This is a genomic window from Chelatococcus reniformis, assembly GCF_014640075.1.
GTDB classification, from domain to species: Bacteria; Pseudomonadota; Alphaproteobacteria; order Rhizobiales; family Beijerinckiaceae; genus Camelimonas; species Camelimonas reniformis.
In genome coordinates this window covers 221,573-240,291 of sequence record NZ_BMGG01000002.1, presented here as the reverse complement: position 1 = coordinate 240,291, position 18,719 = coordinate 221,573, and the positions used below count along the sequence as shown (strand labels likewise).

16 protein-coding genes are annotated in these 18,719 nt (G+C 67.7%); 10 read left to right on the top strand and 6 right to left on the bottom strand.

The genetic code is table 11. From position 1 onward, the window contains the following. Window positions 1-47: 47 nt before the first annotated feature. Window positions 48-1,043 (bottom strand): LysR substrate-binding domain-containing protein, encoded by a 996-nt coding sequence (locus IEW34_RS05655; protein WP_188608184.1) that lies wholly within the window; start codon window positions 1,041-1,043, stop codon window positions 48-50. Window positions 1,044-1,469: 426 nt separating this feature from the next. Between IEW34_RS05655 and IEW34_RS05650 the strand changes: the two genes are divergently transcribed. The 4 genes from IEW34_RS05650 to IEW34_RS05635 all read left to right on the top strand — a co-directional run bounded on the left by IEW34_RS05650 (window position 1,470) and on the right by IEW34_RS05635 (window position 6,687). Next, window positions 1,470-2,501 carry a sugar ABC transporter substrate-binding protein gene (locus tag IEW34_RS05650; protein WP_188608183.1) on the top strand — a complete coding sequence of 344 codons (1,032 nt, stop codon included), beginning with the start codon at window positions 1,470-1,472 and terminating at the stop codon, window positions 2,499-2,501. Between the two features lie 20 nt (window positions 2,502-2,521). Further along, window positions 2,522-4,129, top strand: a complete 1,608-nt coding sequence (locus IEW34_RS05645) for a sugar ABC transporter ATP-binding protein (protein ID WP_188608182.1) — start codon at window positions 2,522-2,524, stop codon at window positions 4,127-4,129. Further along, window positions 4,129-5,127: an ABC transporter permease gene (locus IEW34_RS05640; RefSeq protein ID WP_188608181.1), complete on the top strand. Its 999-nt coding sequence runs from the start codon at window positions 4,129-4,131 to the stop codon at window positions 5,125-5,127. Before IEW34_RS05645 ends, IEW34_RS05640 begins: the two co-directional genes overlap by 1 nt. Before the next feature lie 69 nt (window positions 5,128-5,196). Further along, window positions 5,197-6,687, top strand: coding sequence for an amidase (locus IEW34_RS05635; RefSeq protein WP_188608180.1), 1,491 nt, complete (start codon window positions 5,197-5,199; stop codon window positions 6,685-6,687). A 28-nt stretch (window positions 6,688-6,715) separates the two neighbouring features. On the opposite strand, the gene IEW34_RS05630 is transcribed toward IEW34_RS05635, so the two are convergent. The 5 genes from IEW34_RS05630 to IEW34_RS05610 form a co-directional block, all read right to left on the bottom strand. Beyond that, window positions 6,716-7,174, bottom strand: coding sequence for a MaoC family dehydratase (locus tag IEW34_RS05630; RefSeq protein WP_188608179.1), 459 nt, complete (start codon window positions 7,172-7,174; stop codon window positions 6,716-6,718). 84 nt (window positions 7,175-7,258) lie between these two features. Further along, window positions 7,259-8,467, bottom strand: coding sequence for an ABC transporter substrate-binding protein (locus IEW34_RS05625; RefSeq protein ID WP_244641811.1), 1,209 nt, complete (start codon window positions 8,465-8,467; stop codon window positions 7,259-7,261). Window positions 8,468-8,530: 63 nt separating this feature from the next. Further along, complete coding sequence (locus IEW34_RS05620) at window positions 8,531-10,054, bottom strand: class I adenylate-forming enzyme family protein (protein WP_188608178.1); 1,524 nt, start codon at window positions 10,052-10,054, stop codon at window positions 8,531-8,533. Further along, on the bottom strand, window positions 10,051-11,238 hold the full coding sequence (locus IEW34_RS05615; protein WP_188608177.1) for an acyl-CoA dehydrogenase family protein: 1,188 nt from the start codon (window positions 11,236-11,238) through the stop codon (window positions 10,051-10,053). Before IEW34_RS05615 ends, IEW34_RS05620 begins: the two co-directional genes overlap by 4 nt. Before the next feature lie 56 nt (window positions 11,239-11,294). After that, window positions 11,295-12,524, bottom strand: coding sequence for an ABC transporter substrate-binding protein (locus IEW34_RS05610; RefSeq protein WP_188608176.1), 1,230 nt, complete (start codon window positions 12,522-12,524; stop codon window positions 11,295-11,297). A gap of 190 nt (window positions 12,525-12,714) precedes the next feature. Between IEW34_RS05610 and IEW34_RS05605 the strand changes: the two genes are divergently transcribed. The 6 genes from IEW34_RS05605 (at window position 12,715) to IEW34_RS05580 (ending at window position 18,657) form a co-directional block, all read left to right on the top strand. Beyond that, the gene (locus IEW34_RS05605; protein ID WP_188608175.1) at window positions 12,715-14,274 is read left to right on the top strand and encodes a long-chain-fatty-acid--CoA ligase; all 1,560 of its coding nucleotides are present in this window, start codon (window positions 12,715-12,717) and stop codon (window positions 14,272-14,274) included. A gap of 11 nt (window positions 14,275-14,285) precedes the next feature. Continuing rightward, window positions 14,286-15,446 (top strand): acyl-CoA dehydrogenase family protein, encoded by a 1,161-nt coding sequence (locus tag IEW34_RS05600; RefSeq protein ID WP_188608174.1) that lies wholly within the window; start codon window positions 14,286-14,288, stop codon window positions 15,444-15,446. A gap of 81 nt (window positions 15,447-15,527) precedes the next feature. Continuing rightward, a complete protein-coding gene (locus tag IEW34_RS05595) occupies window positions 15,528-16,160 on the top strand; it encodes a TetR/AcrR family transcriptional regulator (protein ID WP_188608173.1) in 633 nt (210 codons plus the stop codon). 119 nt (window positions 16,161-16,279) lie between these two features. Then, complete coding sequence (locus IEW34_RS05590) at window positions 16,280-16,690, top strand: Zn-ribbon domain-containing OB-fold protein (RefSeq protein WP_188608172.1); 411 nt, start codon at window positions 16,280-16,282, stop codon at window positions 16,688-16,690. Continuing rightward, window positions 16,687-17,823, top strand: coding sequence for a thiolase C-terminal domain-containing protein (locus tag IEW34_RS05585; RefSeq protein WP_188608171.1), 1,137 nt, complete (start codon window positions 16,687-16,689; stop codon window positions 17,821-17,823). The genes IEW34_RS05590 and IEW34_RS05585 overlap by 4 nt, the downstream gene beginning before the upstream one ends. A gap of 3 nt (window positions 17,824-17,826) precedes the next feature. Next, window positions 17,827-18,657: a formylglycine-generating enzyme family protein gene (locus IEW34_RS05580; RefSeq protein WP_188608170.1), complete on the top strand. Its 831-nt coding sequence runs from the start codon at window positions 17,827-17,829 to the stop codon at window positions 18,655-18,657. Window positions 18,658-18,719: the final 62 nt, after the last annotated feature.

Here is an 18,719-nt window from a genome sequence, read left to right as displayed (position 1 = left end):
CTGAGCTGCTGCCGCAGCTTTGAGCAAGCGGCATGCCATCACGGCAGCTACTCCCGCTCGATGGGCATGTGGCGCCGGCCGTCTAGGCGGCCGCTTTCGTACTCGATCCGGCAGAATTCGGAGAAGGTGTGGGCGGGCACACTCAGCGGCCGATCACCCGCCCAGGCGACGCCGGTGTTGAGCGTGGGGATATTCGCCGCCACCTCGCGCACCTCGATGCGGTCCCCCTCCAGCGACCAGGGGCGGTACATCATATCGGAGAGGATGGTGACGCCATTGCGGAAGGCGATCAGGCTGCGGACGGCCTCGACGGATTCCGTGCGCATGACGATGTTGGGCCTGAGCTTGTGCGCCTGCCAGTAGGAGTTGGTGGACGCCTCCGCATCGTCGATCAGCAGTTGGACGTAGGGCTCGCGCGCCACGTCGGCGAGCGTGATGATGTCCTCTTTCAGAAGCGGGTGCTTCGGCGGCAGCCACAGGCGGCGCATGGACCGAACCAGGGTATGACTGGCGAGATTGACCCGGTCGGCGAGGTTGGACACGAGCAGCAGGCCGAGGTCGAACTCGCCTTTGAGGAGACCCGCCTCGATATCGACCCGCTTGGCCTCGCGGATCACCACGTCGACGTTGGGAAAGCGCTGCCGGAAGCGCGACAGCAGCGGCGCCAGGAAATAGCCGCCGACGGTGATCGACACCGCCAGCGTGATCGTGCCGGCGAGATCGTTGTTTGGCCGCGTCAGCGCGTATCCGGCGCTCTCGACCGCCGACAGGATGTTGCGGCAATGAGCGAGGAAGCGATGGCCCTCGTAGGTCAGCGCCAGCCCCCGCGGATGCCGCTCGAACAGCTTGATCCCCGAGACCGCGGCGAGTTCCCCGACAGCTTCGGTGACCGCCGAGGCCGAGATGCCGACCATCGCGGCGGCCGTGCTGATCTTCCCCGTCTCGGCCACGGCGACGAAATAGCGGATCTGCCGGAAAGTGACGGCAGTGAGGAACCGGTCGGAGCCGAGCGGGTTCTTGCCACCCTGAACCTTGTTGATCATCTGCTTAAACAATCATCAGACATCTGAACTTCTGCATATTTCCCAGTCGATCTGTATTCGGAGTTTCCGATATCACAATTCACTAAATGCAGGTTTACAATATTTTATCTTCCCGCCAAGTTCGGCTCCGAGATGTCGCACGCCCACTCATGAACTCTTGGTTGTATTATACATCGCGCTGAAACTCCCGTGCATGCATCGGCAGCCTTTACTGAACCATCGACTTAGGCCGGAATCCGAACTCATGGCGATGGCACGAAGGCTGCACGTGGAACGCAGCCGCGGGCCGTGCTCGCGCCATCCCGCTGAGCCGCCGGACCTCGGCCGGACGCAGCAATGTCATGGTCCGCGGAAGCTGGACCGCAGAAAGGGAACCGAATGTCCGAGCAGCCTGTGAAAGCGAAAAGCCGCCCTTCGACCAGGTGCATGCTCGCAGCCGTGCTCGGCGCCGTGATCGGATGGGCGGGCGTCGCCGTGACCGCGCGGGCCGCCGAAATGTCGCCGGCGGCGAAAGCGGTGGTGGACTACGACAAGGCGTTCCAGACGCCCGCCAAGACGTTCCGTATCGCCTATCTCACCGAATGCGTCGACAACCCCTATTGCCTGGCGCGGCTCGCCGGCCTGAAGGCGGCGGCAGCTAAATACGGCTTCGAGTACAAGATCTTCGACGCGAATTTCAGCCCGGCGACCCAGGCCAAGGTGGTCGAGAATGCGGTGACCGAGGGCTTCGACGGCTACCTGTTCGGGCCGGCGGCGGCCCAGCCCGGCTGCGGCCTCTACAACCGCCTGCTGAAGCCGACCGGCAAGCCGGTCGTCTCCATCGACATCGCCATGTGCGGCGACCCGGACTACACCCCCGGCCTCGCCGCCACCCTGACCATGCAGGGGCCGGCGCACTTCGACAACTTCCTCGACAACGCCTTCAAGTCCTGCACGGGCACGTGCGAGGCCGCGGCCGTCGGTGGCTTCGTCGGTTCCGACCTGTTCACCTATTGGGAAGCGGCGATCAAGAAGGCGGCGGCCAAGTATCCCAATGTCAAGGTCGTTGTCGACGAGCCGGCGAATTTCGACCCGCGCATCGCCCTCAAGAAGATCCAGGACGCCCTGCTCGCCCACCCGAAGATCAACTTGATCGTGTCGTCGTGGGACGACATGTCCCGCGGCGTCGAGCAGGCCATCGTCGCCGCCGGCAAGGTGCCCGGCAAGGACATCATGGTCTTCTCCGGCGGGGCGACGAAGGTCGGCGTCGACAAGGTGAAGTCCGGCAAATGGGCGGCGACTTACGCCTACCTGCCCTACCAGGAATCCTACTACGGCGCCGCGGCCCTGATGATGGCGCTCGAGGGCAAGCCGATCAACGCCTACATCGACGAGGCCCTGCTGCCGGAGATCGTCAACACCACCGGCACCGTGATCATCACGAAGGAGAACGCCGACAAGTACACGCCGAACTATTGAGCGCCCGCGAGAGCTGCCGGATGTCTCCATCACCGGAACGCCTCGTACCCCGGCCGGGCGCCCAATGGGCGACGGCCAGCGAGCCGGCGCCGACCCTCCGGCGCGACCTGAAGTCGACAGTCGCCATCCGCGTGCGCAACGTCTCCAAGGCGTTCCCCGGCGTCCAGGCGCTGCGCGGTGTCAACTTCGAGCTGTTCGCCGGCGAGGTGCACGGCCTGGTCGGCGCCAACGGCGCCGGCAAATCCACCTTCATCCGCATGCTCTCGGGCGCGAGCCGGCCCGACACCGGCGATATCGAAGTGCAGGGCTCGCCACTGTTCTTCGACAACCCGCGCCAACAGCGCAGCGTCGGCATCGCGGCAATCTACCAGGAGCTGACAATCATCCCCGAGATGTCGGCGCTGTCGAACGCGTTCCTCGGCGCCGCACCGTCGCGCTTTTTCTTCACCGACCGGCGGCGAATGGAGCGACGCTTCGCGGAACTCGCCGAGTGGATGGGGCTCAAGGTAGCGGCGCATGCCAAGGCGGGAACACTCTCCGTCGCCCAGCAGCAGATGCTCGAGATCATGCGGGCGGTGCAGGCCGACCAGAGCGTGCTCATCATGGACGAGCCGACCGCTCCGCTCGGCCCCTACGAGCGGTCGCGGCTCTACGACCTGATCGGCCGGCTCAAGGCGAGCGGCGTCTCGATCATCTTCATCTCGCATGATCTCGACGAGGTCCTGCGCCTCTGCGACCGGGTCTCGGTGATGCGCGAGGGACTGCTGGTGGCCACCAAGCCGGCGGCCGGCTGGAGCAAGGACAGCCTGGTCGGGGCCATGCTGGGCAATGTCGAGATCACCGCTGCGCCCAGGCGCGCCCGGGCCGGTTGCGATGAGTTGCTGCGGGTCAGCGGCGTCACCCTGGGCGACAGCGTCGCCGACATCTCGTTCATCCTCGGCGCCGGCGAAGTGCTCGGCATCGCCGGGCTGGTCGGAGCCGGCCGCACCGAACTGCTCCGTGCCATCGCCGGCGCCGAACCCGGGGCCCGCGGCGCGCTGCGGCTGGCCGGCGTCGAACGGGCACTCCCGTGGACCGTGCGGGATGCGATCCGTCTGGGCGTCGTGCTGGCGCCGGAAGACCGCAAACGCCAGGGGCTGGTGCTGTCGCGCGCGGCTTTGCCGAACCTGATGCTCGCCGACCTCGGCGGCGTCGCCGTCGGGCTGGTGATCGACCGGGCTGCGACCCGCGCGCGCGGCACGGCGCTCGCCCGTCAGCTCGGCTTCGACCCCAATCGCCTGGGAGTCGAGGCCCTGACGCTGTCGGGCGGCAACCAGCAGAAGCTCGTCCTCGGCAAATGGCTCAACCGCAAGCCGCGCGTGCTGCTGCTCGACGAGCCGACCCGCGGCATCGACCTCGGCGCCAAGCAGGAGATCTTTCAGACCATCCGGCGGCTCAGCGCCGAGGGCATGGGCGTCATCCTGGTCTCGTCGGATCTGGAAGAGGTCGTCGAGCATGCCGACCGAGTGCTGGTGATGGCCCGCGGCCGCCAGATCGGCCTGCTCGAGGGCGAGGACGCCACGGTGGAACGGATCTTGAACCTGATCTTCGCGGTCGAAGACCGTGCAATCGCGACCGGGGCCAATTGATGAGCAACGCCGACGCCCTTCCCACTGGCGGCGCGCCGCAGGCCGTGCCTGCCTGGCGCGCGCAGCTGCCGACGCTGATCCGCGTCTACGGCATCATCCTGACGCTCATGCTGCTGCTGACCGTGGTCACCATCGGCAACCCCGCCTTCATGTCGCAGCAGAACGTCTTCAACATGGCGTCGCAGTGGGCGCCGGCCGGGATCATGGCCGTCGGCATGACCTTCGTCATCCTGACCGGCGGCTTCGACCTGTCCGTCGCCTCGGCCTATTCGCTCTGCGCCGTCGTCGCCGCCTACGTCGGCCAGGCTCATGCGCCGCCGATCGCCTTCGCCGCGGCCATCGCTGTCGGCCTGCTGTTCGGCCTGGCGAACGGCATCCTCGTCGCCGTGGTGCGCATCAACCCGTTCATCACCACGGTGGGCAGCGGCTTCATCATCAATGGCGTCGCCCTGGTGATGACCCAGAATGCCGCCTTCCTGGTCGACGACGAGGCCTTCGGCATGCTCGGGGCCGGCCGCTGGCACGGAATTCCCTATTCCGGCATGCTGCTCGTCAGCTTTCTCGTCATCTTCGGGCTCGTCCTCGCCCGTACCGTCTACGGCGAGGCCGTCTACGCGGTGGGCGGCAACTATGAGGCGAGCCGCCTCTCCGGCATCCGCGTCCGGGCCGTGGTGGCGAGCACATACGTGCTGCTCGGTGGCTGCGTCGGCCTGGCGGGCAGCATCGCGGCCTCGCAGCTGAGCTCGGCGCAAGCCAACCTCGACCCCGGCATCATCTTCGACGTGCTGACCATCGTCGTCGTCGGCGGCACATCGCTGTCCGGCGGCTCCGGCGCCATGTGGCGCACCGCCGTGGGTCTCGCCATCATCGCCACCATTTCGAACGGCTTCGTGCTGCTCGACATCAGCCCCTACTATCAATCGATCATCAAGGGCTCCATCATCGTCGCGGCGCTCGCCCTGGACACCGGCCTGAGCCGCCTCGTGCGCGCCAGATGACCGGCCAGTCGACCACCAACCGAACGGCCGGCGAGCGCCCTGTTCGCGTGACCAGCATCAGGTGACCCCATGAGCTTTTCCCTGGAAGAGACCACCATCCGCGACATCCACGCCGCTTACGTGGCGGGAACGATGACCTGCGTCGAGCTGGTGCAGGGCTATCTCGACCGCATCGCCGCCTACGACCAGAGCGGGCCGGCGCTCAATTCCTTCGTCAAGCTCAACCCGAACGCCCTGGCGGAGGCCGCGGCCCTTGACGAGGCCTTCGCCGCGAGCGGGACGCTGAGCGGCCCGTTGCACGGCATCCCGGTGGCAGTGAAGGACCAGGCCGAGACCAAGGGCATTGAAACGCGCTTTGGCTGCGTCGGGCTCTCCGGCTACGTGCCGGAAGAGGACGCGACCGTGGTCGCCAAGCTGAAGCAGGCCGGTGCCATCATCCTCGGCAAGACAGCGATGCCGGACTTCGCCACCTCATGGTTCGGCTATTCCTCGGTCAACGGCGAGACCAAGAACCCGTACGACCTGGACCGCGACCCGGGCGGCTCGAGCGCCGGCACGGGCGCGGCGATTGCCGCCAATCTCGCCACCGTCGGTATCGGTGAGGACACCGGCGGCTCGATCCGCCTGCCGTCGAGCTTCGACAACCTGGTCGGCGTGCGTGTGACGCCGGGCCTGATCAGCCGCAGCGGCCTGTCGCCGCTGGTGGTGTTCCAGGATACGGCCGGGCCGATGGCCCGCACCGTCACGGACGCGGCGATCCTGCTCGACGCCATCGTCGGCTACGACAGCAAGGACACCTACACCACTGCCTACGTCATCGCCGGGCACACGGGCAGCTATGCGCAGAACCTGGATGCCGGCGGCCTGAAGGGTGCGCGCGTCGGTGTGCTCAAGGAGGCGTTCGGCAGCGACGAGGATCCCGACTGCGCCCAGGTGAACGCGGTGGTGCGCGCGGCCATCGGCGAGATCAAGTCAGCCGGCGCCGAAATCATCGAGGTGAGCCTGCCCAACCTCATGGACTTCGTGGTCGAGACCTCGCTCTACATCACCCACTCGCGCCACGACATCAACGCCTTCCTGGCCTCGCGCCCGGCCCTGCCCTATGCCTCGCTCGACGCCATCTACAAGGACGGCCAGTACCACAAGGGCATGGACCTCATCGACGCCATCATGACGGGACCGCTGCACCCGGCCGAAGACCCCGAGTACTACCGCAAGCTCGCGGCCCGCGACGCCTTCCAGCGCGCCGTCGTCAAGATCATGGCGGACAACGGCCTGGTGTCGATCTGCTTCCCGCCGTCCCAGGTGCTGCCGCCCAAGCGCGAAGAGCTACGCGCCGGCAAATGGCCCGTGCTCGCCTTTCCGACCAACACGTTGATCGCGGCGCAGACCTGGCTGCCGTCGATCTGCCTGCCGGCCGGGTTCACGCCGGCAGGCGTGCCGGTCGGCATCGAGATGGTGGTGCTGCCCTACCACGAACCCGAGTTGTTCAAGCTCGGCTACGCCTTCGAGCAGGCCACCGCCCACCGTCGGCCGCCCGCCAGCGCCCCGCCGCTATGAGCGCGTCGCAGCGCCAGGCCGCGCGACGTCAGGCCCCACGCCCGGCCACGAGACGGAGTGGGTTATATTCGATTACGACTTCGCCGCGCTGGTTCACGACGCGGTTCATCGTCCGCACCTTGCCGCGGCCCGAACGCGACGCCGGCTCGGCCGAGATCACCTCGACCTCCACGTGAATGGTGTCGCCGGCCACCGTCGGCTTCAGCACGTTGAGCTCCGTGTGGAGGAAGGCGAGCCCGGTGGCCTGGGCCGTCGCGTTGAGCACCAGGCCTTCGGCCATGGCGTAGACGAGGGCCGCAGGGACGAGCCGTCCACTCGTCGCCGCCTTTGATGCCCTGTACTCGGCATCGATGAAGAGGGCCTCCAGCATGCCGACGCAGGTGATGAAGTTCACCAGGTCGGTCTCGGTGATGGTGCGGGCCACCGTCCGGAACTCGTCGCCGGGTGTGAAGTCCTCGAAGCGGAAGCCTTCGCCGATGATGCGCATATGGGCCTGTCCCCTTTGACTGATCGTTGGACGGCCGGGTCGCAGCCCGACCATCCATTCTCTTAAGCGAGGAAGCCCGCAACGCTAGAACGTGAGCCCTTCGCTGACGACCTCCCAGCGCCCGTCCTTCACCTGCTGGATCTGGGTGACCGTGGAGCCGAGATGATTGGTCGGCGAGAATGCGATCGGCGGCGAGCGGAAGATGTCGGCGTAGGGCTTGCCCGACTCCAGCGCCGCCAGGAGCGAAGCCCCGTTCAATTCCTTGCCGGCGAGCCTGGCGTAGGTCGCAAATGCCATGACGGCGTTGTAGCCGAGGATGGCCTGGGTGTTGGCGGGTATGCCGAACCGTTTGTCATAGGCCGTCAGCCAGTCCTTCAGCGCCCCGGTGGCGGTCGCCGCGTCCGGCACCTGAAGGTAGCCGGCTGCGTAGAGCCCCTCGACATTCTCCTTGCCGAGCTGCGGCACCTCGGGAACGTTGGTCGGCGTGGCGCCGAGGACCGTGACGTCCCATCCCGTCCGCTTCGCCTCGGTCATGACGGCGATGGTCTCGCGGATGACCGTGCCGAGCACCAGGAGGTCGCATCCGGTCGCCTTGAGGCGCGCCGTCTGGGCGCTGAAATCGGAGGCGCCGCGCTTGTACGTCGCGACCCCGACAGGCTGGATCTTCATGGCCTCGAGCTGCTGAGTGAGCCCGTCGAGGACATTACGCCCGTATTCGTCATCCTGGTGCAGCAGACAGGGGCTTTTGTACTTTCCTGTCTGCATCATATACTTGACGGCCGCTCGGGTGCTTTCGACATAGGGCAGCAGGTTCGCGAACTTCAGACGATCCTGTGCTGCTCCCGGCGCCAGCTTGAAGGTGAACTCGGCGGCGGTGAACGGAAACAGCTGGAACACGCCGGCGTCGAGGAGATAGCCCTGGGGGGCGAGCACCGTGGGCGAACCCATGGCGCCCACCATGGCAAAGATCTTGTCCTTCTCCACCAGCTTCTGGGTCGCGAGCACGGCTTTCTTGGGGTCCGACCCGCTGTCTTCCACGACCAGACGGAGCTTGCGCCCGTCGATGCCGCCGGCCGCGTTGACCTCGTCGATGGCGAGCCTCATGCCGTTGACGACGGGGACGCTCCAGCCCTTGAGCGGACCTGACATATCCTGATGCGTGCCGAGGACGATCTCGGCCCCCGACACGCCCTGGTCGGCAAACTTCACCTCGGCTGCGATGGCATGGACCGACAGCACGGCGGCCGCAGCAACCACGCCCGGGATCAGCATCCCCGCGAAGCTTCGTTTCATAATCTCCTCCCTGCGTTCCCGGGCCTCGTACAGCCGGGCCCGGTGAGCTCTTTGAGCCAGGCGCTAGTCGCGGCGCGCTTCGGCGAGATCGAAGATCGCGCCCGGCAACGCCAGCAGGTCGCGGCGGATGACCTTGGCCGTCTCGGTCTTGGGCAGTGCCGCGACGAACTGCACGTAGCGGGGCAGCATGAAACGGGCGACGCGCCCTTCCAGGAACCGCCTGACATCGCGCGCAGCGATTTCGCGGCGGGCGACGACGACGGCCTTGATCTCCTCGCCGAAGATCGGATCGGCAACGCCCACCACCGCCACCTCGTCGATGTCGGGATGGGCCAGGAGTGCCGCCTCGATCTCGGCCGGTGCGATGTTCTCGCCGCCGCGCCGGATCACGTCCTTGAGCCGGCCACGAAACGACAGGAAGCCCTCCGCGTCGAACACGCCGAGGTCGCCGGTGTGGAACAGGAAGTTGCGCGCGGCCTGCCAGGACGCGTCCGCGTTGTCCCAATAGCCGAGCAGGAGCGTGAACGGCTTCTTCGGGCGCACGACGATCTCGCCTGGCGTTCCCGGCGCCACCGGCTCGTCGTGCCCATCGACGATAAGGACCTCCATGTCTGGCCGCACCCGGCCGCAGGTGTCGAAGCGGTAGGCCTCGGTGCTGTTGCCGGTGACCCAGCCGCCGACCTCGGTCATGCCGTAGAGCTCGTAGGGCGTGATGCCGAAACGGTCCTGCATGGCCCGCCAGACCTCGGGCGGGCAACCGCCGCCGACGCAGCGCGTCAGGCGGTGATCGGTATCCCGTTCGCGCACGCGGCTGGCCAGCATCGCGAGCAAGGTGCCGACATAGGTGAACATCGTGCAGCCGAACCGGCGCGCGTCGTCGAAGAAGCTGCCGACCGAGAACTTGGGCCGGATGACGACGGCGCAGCCGGTTTCGAGCGCCGACATCAGCGCGTACATCTGCGGGTTGGCGTGAAACAGCGGCAGGCAGACCATGATGCGGTCGGCGGCCGTGATGGCGAGCGACGCCGCCATCCACCGGCCGCTCGCCAGGTAGGCTTCGTGGCAGTTGAGCACACCCTTGGGCAGGCCCGTCGTGCCGGAGGTGTAGATGATGCTGAGCGGCTCGGAGCCCGGCCCGCCGTATATGGCGTCCGGCGCACAGGCGCGGGCTGCGGCAAAGAGATCGGCCTCGCCGCCGAAGGCCAGGAGGCGCCGCTCCCTCAGCACCGGCGCGATATCCGCCGCGACCTGGTCGAGGAGGCCCTGCTCCGCGAGGACCGCGCGCGCGCCGGACTGAACGATCGAATGGCGCAGTCCCTCGCCGACGAGCCCGGTATTCACCGAGACCGTGACGGCGCCCAGGTTGGCCAGGGCGTAGAAGGCGACGACGAAGGCAGGCCGGTTGCCGCACAGCAGCGCGACGTGGTCGCCGGGCCCGATCCCGCGGCCTCTTAGCCAGGCCGACGTGCGCAGGACCAGGTCGGCGAGGTCAGCCCACGTGATCGTTTCCTCGTCGAAGACGAGCGCCGGCGCCTCGGGCCGGGCCTGCGCCTGGTGGATGAGCCGGCCGGGCAGCGTCGCCGTCATGTCAGCCGCGAGCCTCCACCGAGGCCGGCGACCGGCAGCAGGAATTTGGCGATGGTGTTCTTGAGGATCTCGGCCGAGCCGCCGGCGACCTCATAGGCCTTGGCATCGCGCAGGAAGCGGCCGAACGGGCCGGACTCCATGATGCCGTAAGCGCCGCAGATCTGGGCGGAGCGGGCGGCCACCTCGGTCGCCACCGCGCAGGCCTTGTATTTGGCCTCGCTGCCCCAGCGCGCGATCTGCTCGCCCTCGCCCAACGCGCCGGCGGCCCGATAGATCAACAGCCGCGCGGCGTCGATCTCGGTCAGCATGTCGGCGAAATACCATTGGATGCCCTGGAATTCGAGCACCCGCTGGTCGAAGGCGACTCGGTCGCGGGCGAAAGCGAGCGCACCCTCGAAGGCCGCCCGCGCTACGCCCAGGCTGATGGCGCCGGCGAGGGTGCGCGAGTGGTTGAGCACCACCACCGCCTGGCGCACCCCCTTGCCCTCCACCCCGATCAGGTGGTCGGCCGGCAGGCGCACGTCGTCGAGCACCACATTCATGTGCGGCCCGTTGCGCAGGCCCCAGGTGGCGGAGTTGGCGCCCTTGTAGATCGATAGGCCGGCGACGTCCCGCGGCACCGCGAAGACCGACACGCCGTTCTCCGTCTCGGCCAGGATGATGAAGAACTCGGCCGCCGAACCCGAGGTGATGAAATGCTTCTCGCCGCGCAGGATCCACTCGCCGCCCTGGGGCTTCGCTTTGGTGTCCAGGCTCCGGATGTCGCTGCCGTGGCTCGCCTCGGTCAGCGCGTAGGACGACAGCAGGCCTTCGGCGAAGGCCGGAAGGTAGCGGCGCTTCAGGCTCTCGGCACCGAAGCTGCGGATCATCGTCTGCGCCTGGAAGATGGTGATCAGCGAGATCCCGACGGCGGCGCTCGCCACCGCCAGTTCCTCGCAGACCGCAACCGCGTGGGCATAGGTGAGACCCGCCCCCCCGAGCTCGCGCTCAAGCACCACCGTGCTGAAGCCGTTGCGGGCCAGATCCTTCATGATCTCGACGGGATAGATGTCCTCCCGGTCGATGCGCTCGCCCTCGGGCGCCACCACCTCCCGGGCATAGGCACGCAAGCGGTCGACGTAGGCTTGATCGACGTAGGCCGACCAGAGTGCCGAGGTATCGATCGAAGGCGCGATGGCGGTCATGCCGGTGCTCCGTGCGCGAGGGGGCGAACAGGCTGCGATCGGTGAACCATCACCGGCTACCGTGTGGACACGTGGGGGCATTTGCTCTCGGACAGGGGCGCAAACGCCTTGTCGCCGGGAATCGTCGCCTCGAGCTTGAGCAGATCCCAGGGCTCCCGTGACTCCGCCGGCGTCTTGACCCTGAAGACATAGAGGTCGTGCACCATCAGCCCGTCCTCCCGGATCCGGCCGTTGGGCGTGAACATGTCCTGCACGGGCGCGGCCTTCATGGCGGCGACGACGGCCTTGGCCTCGGCGGTCTTCGCCGCCTTGACCGCTTTCAGGTAGTGCAACGTGGCGGAATAGAGGCCGGCCTGCACCATCGTGGGCATCTTGCCGTGGCGGGCAAAGAAACGGCGCGACCAGGCACGGCTGGCCTCGTTCAGGTCCCAGTCGAAAGCCGAGGTCAGGTACATGCCTTGCGCCACCGGCAGGCCGAGGCTGTATATGTCGGTGATGAACAGCAGGGCCGCAGCCAGTGTCTGCGTCTTGCTCATCCCGAATTCGTGAGCCTGCTTGATGGTGTTGACGGCGTCGGCGCCCGCATTGGCGATGCCGATGACCTTCGCGCCGGAGGCCTGTGCCGTCAGCAACTGCGACGAGAAGTCGGTGCCGGAGGCCGGCGGATGCTTTGCCGCGCCGATCACCCTGCCGCCTCCGGCCAGCACGCCGGCCGTGGCACCGTCCTGCATCGAGCGCCCGCCGGCGTAGTCGGCGGTGACGAAGAACCAGGTATCCTTGCCGGCGCGCGTGACGATCTCCGCGGTCGAACGGCCGATGGCGTAGGTGTTGTAGGTCCAGTGCAGCACCGTCGGCTGGCAGTCTTCGCTGGTGAGGCTGGGCTGGCCGGAGGAGGTCATCAGGATGACCTTGTTGTAGATCGGCGCCAGCTTGGAGACGGCGAGCGCCGCGGAGGCGCCCGTGACGTCGGTGACCATGTCGATCTTGTCCTCGTCGAACCACCGGCGAGCGATGTTGGACGCGATGTCGGGCTTGTTCTGGTGATCGGCGGAATAAAGCCGGATCTTGAATGACGGCTTGTCCTGCGCCTCGAAATCCTCGATCGCCATCTGCGCGGCGATGACCGAGCCCGGGCCCACCAGATCCGCGTAGGCACTCACCATGTCGGTCAGCACGCCGATGCGGATCTCCTCCGGCGTGCTCGCCGGCCCCGCGCTCGCCTGACCTGACGCCAACAGCATGGCCGCCAGGGCCGCGCCCCATCCGACCCGTCCAGAGCCTCGCATGTCCGTCCTCCCGAGCGAATTGCTTGATGCGAGCGTCGGTCTGCGCCGCGTCCCGCTTGCTCGAAGCCTCCGTCAAATGCGGCGTCGAGTCAACAAAATGAAAATCGGTTCATTTTTCATAATATGATTGACTCGGTTCGCGAGCCGCCCATACTTGCGGGAACGACAAGATCAAGATGGGTGGGAGGACATGAATCTGACGAGCTCCTTGGAGCGAGCCTTGCAAGTCAACGCCACGGGCGTTGCAACCATCGACCATGGAAAGTCCCGAACCTGGCGCGAATTCGTCGGACGGGTGACGCGGCTCGCGGCAACGTTTCTGGATACAGGCCTTGAACCGGGCGGACGTGTCGCGATGCTGGCATGGAACGGAAGCACCTATCTCGAATACTATTACGCGACGTTCTGGGCTGGCGGCGTCGCCGTGCCCATCAACACCCGCTGGGCCATCCCCGAGATCAGCTTCGCTCTGACCGATTCAGGCGCGCGGATCCTGATCGTCGATGATCACTTCGCCGCGCTCGCGCCCGACCTGCTGGCCGCAGCGCCGGACGTTCGGGCGCTGATCTTCGCCGGCGACGGTCCGGCACCCGCCGGCGCTTTGCGCTGGGACGCGCTGATCGCCGGTGCAGAGCCCGTGCCCGACGCGGGGCGCGGCTGGGACGATCTCGCCGGCATCTTCTACACCGGCGGCACCACCGGGCGGTCCAAGGGTGTGATGCTGAGCCATGGCAACCTCATCACCAACGGGATGGCGGAGGCCATCTGGCTCAACATGCGCCAGAGTTCGTCCTACCTGCATGCGGCGCCGAGCTTTCACCTGGCCGACGCCGCGGCGGGCTTCGCCATGACAGCAGTCGCCGGCACGCACGTCTTCGTCGATGCCTTCGATCCGGCCGAGGTCCTGCGCGCCATCGCCGACAGCGGCGCCACGCACCTGCTGCTGGTGCCGACCATGATCCAGATGCTGATCGAGCATCCCGGTTTCTCGCCGGACCAGGCAGCCTCGGTGGAAACCATCTTCTACGGCGGCTCGCCCATGTCGGAGGCGCTGCTCGAGCGCGCCCTCGCGGCGCTGCCCCGGGCCCGCTTCGTCCAGGCTTACGGCATGACCGAGACGTCGGCCATCGCCACCATCCTGGAGCCGGATTTCCACGTCACCCATGGGCCCAACGCGGGCCGGCTGCGCTCGGCCGGGCGCCCGGCGTCCCATGTCGGGCTGAGGATCGTCGATGCCGAGGACCGGCCGTTGCCCGCCGGCGAAGTCGGCGAGATCCTCGTGCGCGGCCCCAACATCACCGCAGGTTACTGGAACCAGCCGGACTTGAGCGCCTCTGCCCTGCGCAACGGCTGGATGCATACCGGCGACGTGGGCTATCTGGCGGACGACGGCTTCCTTTATGTGGTCGACCGGCTCAAGGACATGATCATCTCGGGCGGCGAGAACGTCTATTCGGCCGAAGTGGAGAACGCCATCGCCCAGCATCCCGCCGTGCGCATGTGCGCCGTGATCGGAATTCCCGACCCGCGCTGGGGCGAGGCGGTCCATGCGGTCGTCTGGCCGATAGCGGACGCCGAGGTTACGAGCGACGCCATCATCGCCCATTGCCGCCGTCACATCGCCGGCTACAAGTGTCCGCGCAGCGTCGACGTCACCGATCAGCCGGTGCCCTTGTCGGCGGCGGGCAAGATCCTCAAGAACGTGCTGCGCGAGCCTTATTGGCGCGGCCATGACAAGCATGTGCACTGAGGGGGCGCGACATGGCACGGCCGATCTTCCGCGAGGAGCACCAGACCTTCCGCGACTCCGTCCGCCGCTTCTATGCGGAGCACGTCACCCCCCACCGCGACCGGTTCGAGGAGCAGGGCTATGTGGACCGCGGGGTCTGGCGCAAGGCCGGCGAGCTCGGTTTTCTCTGCATGGCGATCCCCGAGGCCTACGGCGGCGCCGGAGCCGATCGACTCTATCCCGCCGTGATGCTGGAGGAGCAGGGCCGCGCCGGTGACAGTGGTCCGGGCTTCTGGGTCCATTCGGATATCGCCGCGCCCTATATCCTTGCCTATGGCACGGAGGCGCAAAAGCGCCAGTGGCTGCCGCGCCTGGCCAGCGGCGAAGCCATCCTGGGCATCGCCATGAGCGAGCCTGGCGCCGGCTCGGACCTGCAGGCCATCCGCACGACGGCGGTCCGGGACGGCGGCGACTTCGTCATCAACGGCTCCAAGACGTTCATTTCCAACGGCTGGAACGCCGACCTCATCATTCTGGTCTGCAAGACCGCTCCGGCGGCCGGCGCCAAGGGCATCTCCCTCGTCCTAGTGGAGACCGACCGGCCGGGGTTTCGGCGCGGCAAGCTGCTGAAAAAGTTGGGCTTGCGGGCGCAGGATACGGCCGAGCTGTATTTCGACGACCTGCGGGTACCGGCGGACAACCTGCTCGGCGAGGAGGGCAAGGGCTTCGGCTACCTGATGAAGGAGCTCGCCTGGGAGCGCATGCAGATGGCGATCCTGGGGCTCGCGGTCTGCGAGAAGGCGATCGACGATGCCCACGCCTACGCCACCGATCGCCGCGTCTTCGGCAAGGCCGTGGCCGACTTCCAGGTCACCCAGTTCCGGCTGGCCGAGCTCGCCACCGAAACCAAGGTGGGGCGCGTCTTCGTGGACCATTGCCTGGCGCTGGTGACCTGCGACGAACTCGATCCGGTGACCGCCGCGATGGCCAAATACTGGTGCACGGACCTGCAAGGGCGCGTCGTCGACGGCTGTCTCCAGCTCTACGGCGGCTACGGCTTCGTCTGGGACACCCCGATCGCCCGCGCCTATGCTGATGCCCGCGTGCAGCGCATCGCCGGCGGCACCAACGAGATCATGAAGCAGATCGTCGCCCGGGCGCTGCCCGATATCATCGCCAAGACTCGAAGCTGACGACACCGAACCGACAAGACGCGAACCCGAGAGGACGCCGCCATCCCTGCCCAGCCCATTCAGAAGCCCCGCCGCCAACGCGTGAGCCGCGAGGAGCGGGCGCGCCAGAACTGGGATGCCCTCATCAACGCCGCCGCCGAGATCGTCGGCGAGGATGGCTACGGGGGCGCCAATATCGCGCGCGTCACCGCCCGCGCCGGCCTCGCCCTCGGCACCTTCTACCAATACTTCGAGAGCCGGCAGGAGCTGTTCGACAAGCTGCTGCCCGAGGTGGGCGGCCGCATGCTCGGCAGCTTGGGCCAGGAGATCCGCGGCGCCAGCTCCGCCGTGGAGGTGGAGGAGCGCGGCACGCGCGCCTACTTCGACTACGCCAAGGCCCATCCGTCGACGCTGCGGGTGTTCACCGAGGCACAGGTGTTCGCCCCCGACGCATACCAGCAGCACATGGGCAACGTGCTCGGCCATTACGCGGACTCGCTACGGGCCAACAAGGCGAACGGCGAGTTCGCGGACTTCAGTGCGCGCGAGCTCGAGGTGCTGGCGCTGATCCTGATCGCGGCGCGCACGCTGATCTACGAGCACTACAGCAACCGCGGCGACGTGCCGAAGTGGGTCCTGCGCACGTATCTCAAGATCGTGCGCGCCCTGGCAGAAACGCCGGCGGCCAAAGCGCCGGCGCTCACCCCCGAACCGGATAAGCCGCCCAATCCCTGACCCGGGCCACGAGGCCGCGTCTGCGCGCCCCCGGGCCGCCCTTCCGATGCTGACGAAACCGGCCGCGCCCACCCGTGCGGGCGAACGGCCGAGGCTTGCCTATCCCCGATGGAGTTGACATGGACGGACGAGAGGTACCGGTGCCCACACCGGAAACCAAACACTTCTGGGACGGGACCGCACGCGGCGAGCTGCTGCTGCAGCGCTGCGACTCTTGCCGCGCGGTCTATTTCCCGCCACGGCCGTTCTGCCCGGCCTGCGCCAGCCGCACCGTGTCGGTGTTCAAGGCGAGCGGCCGCGGCCAGCTGCACAGCTACACGATCAGCCATCGCGACGTTCCCGGCTACAAGGCCCCCTATGCTATCGCCGTGGTGGAGCTTGAGGAAGGGCCGCGCCTGATGAGCAACATCGTCGACTGCCCGCAGACGCCGGAGGCGCTGCGGCTCGACATGCCGCTCGAGGCGACCTTCCGTCAGATCAGCGAGACGATCTGGCTGCCGCAGTTCCGGCCGGCCGGAGCGCGGCCATGAGCAAGCATCGCGCAGCCATCGTCGGCGCCGCCGAGACCACGCTCATGGGTACCGTGCCGACCATGTCGCAGCTGCAATTGCACTGCGACGCGGCGCTGAACGCCATCGCGGACGCGGGCCTCACCCCGGCCGACATCGACGGCATCGCCTGCGCCGAGGAGATGCCCTGGCTCGTGGCCAAGCACCTGGGCATCACCCCCGTATGGGTCGACGGCACCGACGTGGGCGGCTGCTCCTACATCATGCACCTGAGCCACGCCGCGGCCGCGATCGCTGCGGGGCTGTGCACCACGGTGCTCATCACCCATGGCGAGAGCGGGCGTTCGCAGGTCGGCGTCGGGCCGCTCGACATGAAATGGACGGACATGCACCGGCAGTTCGAGCTGCCCTACGGCGTGTGGGGGCCGCCGAGCCTGTTCACGATCCCGGTGCTTCGCTTCATGCAGACCTACGGGCTGACCGAGGAGCAACTCGCCATGGTGCACGTGGTGCAGCGGCAATGGGCAGCGCTCAATCCCCGCGCCACCCTGCGCGACCCCATCGACGTGGACGGCGTGCTGAGCTCGCGCATGGTCTGCTACCCCTTCCGCAAGCTGATGTGCTGCCTTGTCACCGACGGCGGCGGCGCGCTCGTCGTGACCTCGGCGGATCGCGCCAAGGACGCGCCCGGCCGACCGGTCTACCTGCTGGGCAGCGCGGAGGCGCTCGAGATGCCGATGATCAGCCAGATGGAGGACTTCACGTCGAGCAAGGCCTTCCGTGTATCGGCCAGCCGCGCCTTCGAGCGGGCCGGCATCGGCCATCGCGACGTCGATCATTTGATGATCTACGACGCCTTCGCCCACCTGCCGATCTACGGCCTGGAGGACCTGGGCTTCGTTCGGCCCGGCGAGGCCGGGGCCTTCATCGCCGAAGGACATACGGCGCCCGGCGGCGAGCTGCCGACCAACACCAACGGCGGCGGCCTCTGCTACATGCATTCGGGCCGCTACGGCATGTACGCGCTGCAAGAGGGTGTGCGGCAACTGCGCGGCACCGCGGCGGCCCAGGTGCCCGACGCGCAAATCTCGGTGGTGCACGGCGTCGGCGGCATGTTCGGGGCCGGTGCGACCGCCGTGCTCACCAACCAGTAGATGATGCACACGAGCCGACACCATCCGCCGCCCGGCGGTGGCCGGACCGGCTGGTACCAGGACGCCGCGCACTGTCCCCAGATGGTGGTCTTGCCGGCCGGTCGCTTCACTTTGGGCTCGCCGCCCGACGAGCCCGAGCGCGAACCTTGGAAGGCGGGCACGGAGAGCCCGCCGATCGAGATCGCCATCGCCCGCCGCTTCGCCATCGGCCGGCTTGCGGTGACCCGCGGCGAGTTCGCTGTGTTCGTTGAGAGTACAGGCTACGCCGTCGAGCCGGGCGCGCGCCGCTGGGTCGACGATGGCTGGGAGGTCGATCCGCACGCCACCTGGGCGGCCCCGGGCTACCCGCAGGGCGACGATCACCCGGTGGTGGCCGTGAATTGGCACGACGCCATGGCCTATGTGGGCTGGCTCGCGGCGCACACCGGGCGGCCCTATCGGCTGCCCAGCGAGACGGAGTGGGAATACGCCGCCCGCGCCGGCACCACGACCGCTTTCTGGTGGGGGCCGGCGATCTCGCCGGCAACGGCGGCCTATCGCGACAGCCGCGAGCCCGGCACGGTCGCGGCGGACGCCTTCGCGCCCAACCCGTGGGGGCTTTACAACGTGCACGGCAACGTCTGGCAGTGGTGCGCCGATGGCTGGAGCGACACCAACGCCGGCAATCCCGGCGACGGCCGCGCGCGCGACAATGGCGACGGCCGCCGCCGCATGGTCCGCGGCGGCTCATGGGGCAGCGCGCCCAAGTACCTTCGCAGCGCCTACCGAAGCAGCCTGCCGGCCGGCCACCGTTTCATCTACACCGGCTTCCGCGTCGCCTGTGCGCTCGAGTGACCGCGAGCCATTGCCCCGAAGATGCGCGGTCTTCGCCGGTGCAGGTCACTTCCATCGTGGAA

What these genes read in the sequence shown, in the direction of transcription:
- IEW34_RS05640 (WP_188608181.1), top strand. Translation starts at nt 4,129, where the DNA reads ATGAGCAACGCCGACGCCCTTCCCACTGGCGGCGCGCCGCAGGCCGTG.
- IEW34_RS05625 (WP_244641811.1), bottom strand. Translation starts at nt 8,467, where the DNA reads ATGAAACGAAGCTTCGCGGGGATGCTGATCCCGGGCGTGGTTGCTGCG.
- IEW34_RS05610 (WP_188608176.1), bottom strand. Translation starts at nt 12,524, where the DNA reads ATGCGAGGCTCTGGACGGGTCGGATGGGGCGCGGCCCTGGCGGCCATG.
- IEW34_RS05615 (WP_188608177.1), bottom strand. Translation starts at nt 11,238, where the DNA reads ATGACCGCCATCGCGCCTTCGATCGATACCTCGGCACTCTGGTCGGCC.
- IEW34_RS05650 (WP_188608183.1), top strand. Translation starts at nt 1,470, where the DNA reads ATGCTCGCAGCCGTGCTCGGCGCCGTGATCGGATGGGCGGGCGTCGCC.
- IEW34_RS05645 (WP_188608182.1), top strand. Translation starts at nt 2,522, where the DNA reads ATGTCTCCATCACCGGAACGCCTCGTACCCCGGCCGGGCGCCCAATGG.
- IEW34_RS05580 (WP_188608170.1), top strand. Translation starts at nt 17,827, where the DNA reads ATGCACACGAGCCGACACCATCCGCCGCCCGGCGGTGGCCGGACCGGC.
- IEW34_RS05605 (WP_188608175.1), top strand. Translation starts at nt 12,715, where the DNA reads ATGAATCTGACGAGCTCCTTGGAGCGAGCCTTGCAAGTCAACGCCACG.
- IEW34_RS05620 (WP_188608178.1), bottom strand. Translation starts at nt 10,054, where the DNA reads ATGACGGCGACGCTGCCCGGCCGGCTCATCCACCAGGCGCAGGCCCGG.
- IEW34_RS05655 (WP_188608184.1), bottom strand. Translation starts at nt 1,043, where the DNA reads ATGATCAACAAGGTTCAGGGTGGCAAGAACCCGCTCGGCTCCGACCGG.
- IEW34_RS05590 (WP_188608172.1), top strand. Translation starts at nt 16,280, where the DNA reads ATGGACGGACGAGAGGTACCGGTGCCCACACCGGAAACCAAACACTTC.
- IEW34_RS05600 (WP_188608174.1), top strand. Translation starts at nt 14,286, where the DNA reads ATGGCACGGCCGATCTTCCGCGAGGAGCACCAGACCTTCCGCGACTCC.
- IEW34_RS05635 (WP_188608180.1), top strand. Translation starts at nt 5,197, where the DNA reads ATGAGCTTTTCCCTGGAAGAGACCACCATCCGCGACATCCACGCCGCT.
- IEW34_RS05585 (WP_188608171.1), top strand. Translation starts at nt 16,687, where the DNA reads ATGAGCAAGCATCGCGCAGCCATCGTCGGCGCCGCCGAGACCACGCTC.
- IEW34_RS05630 (WP_188608179.1), bottom strand. Translation starts at nt 7,174, where the DNA reads ATGCGCATCATCGGCGAAGGCTTCCGCTTCGAGGACTTCACACCCGGC.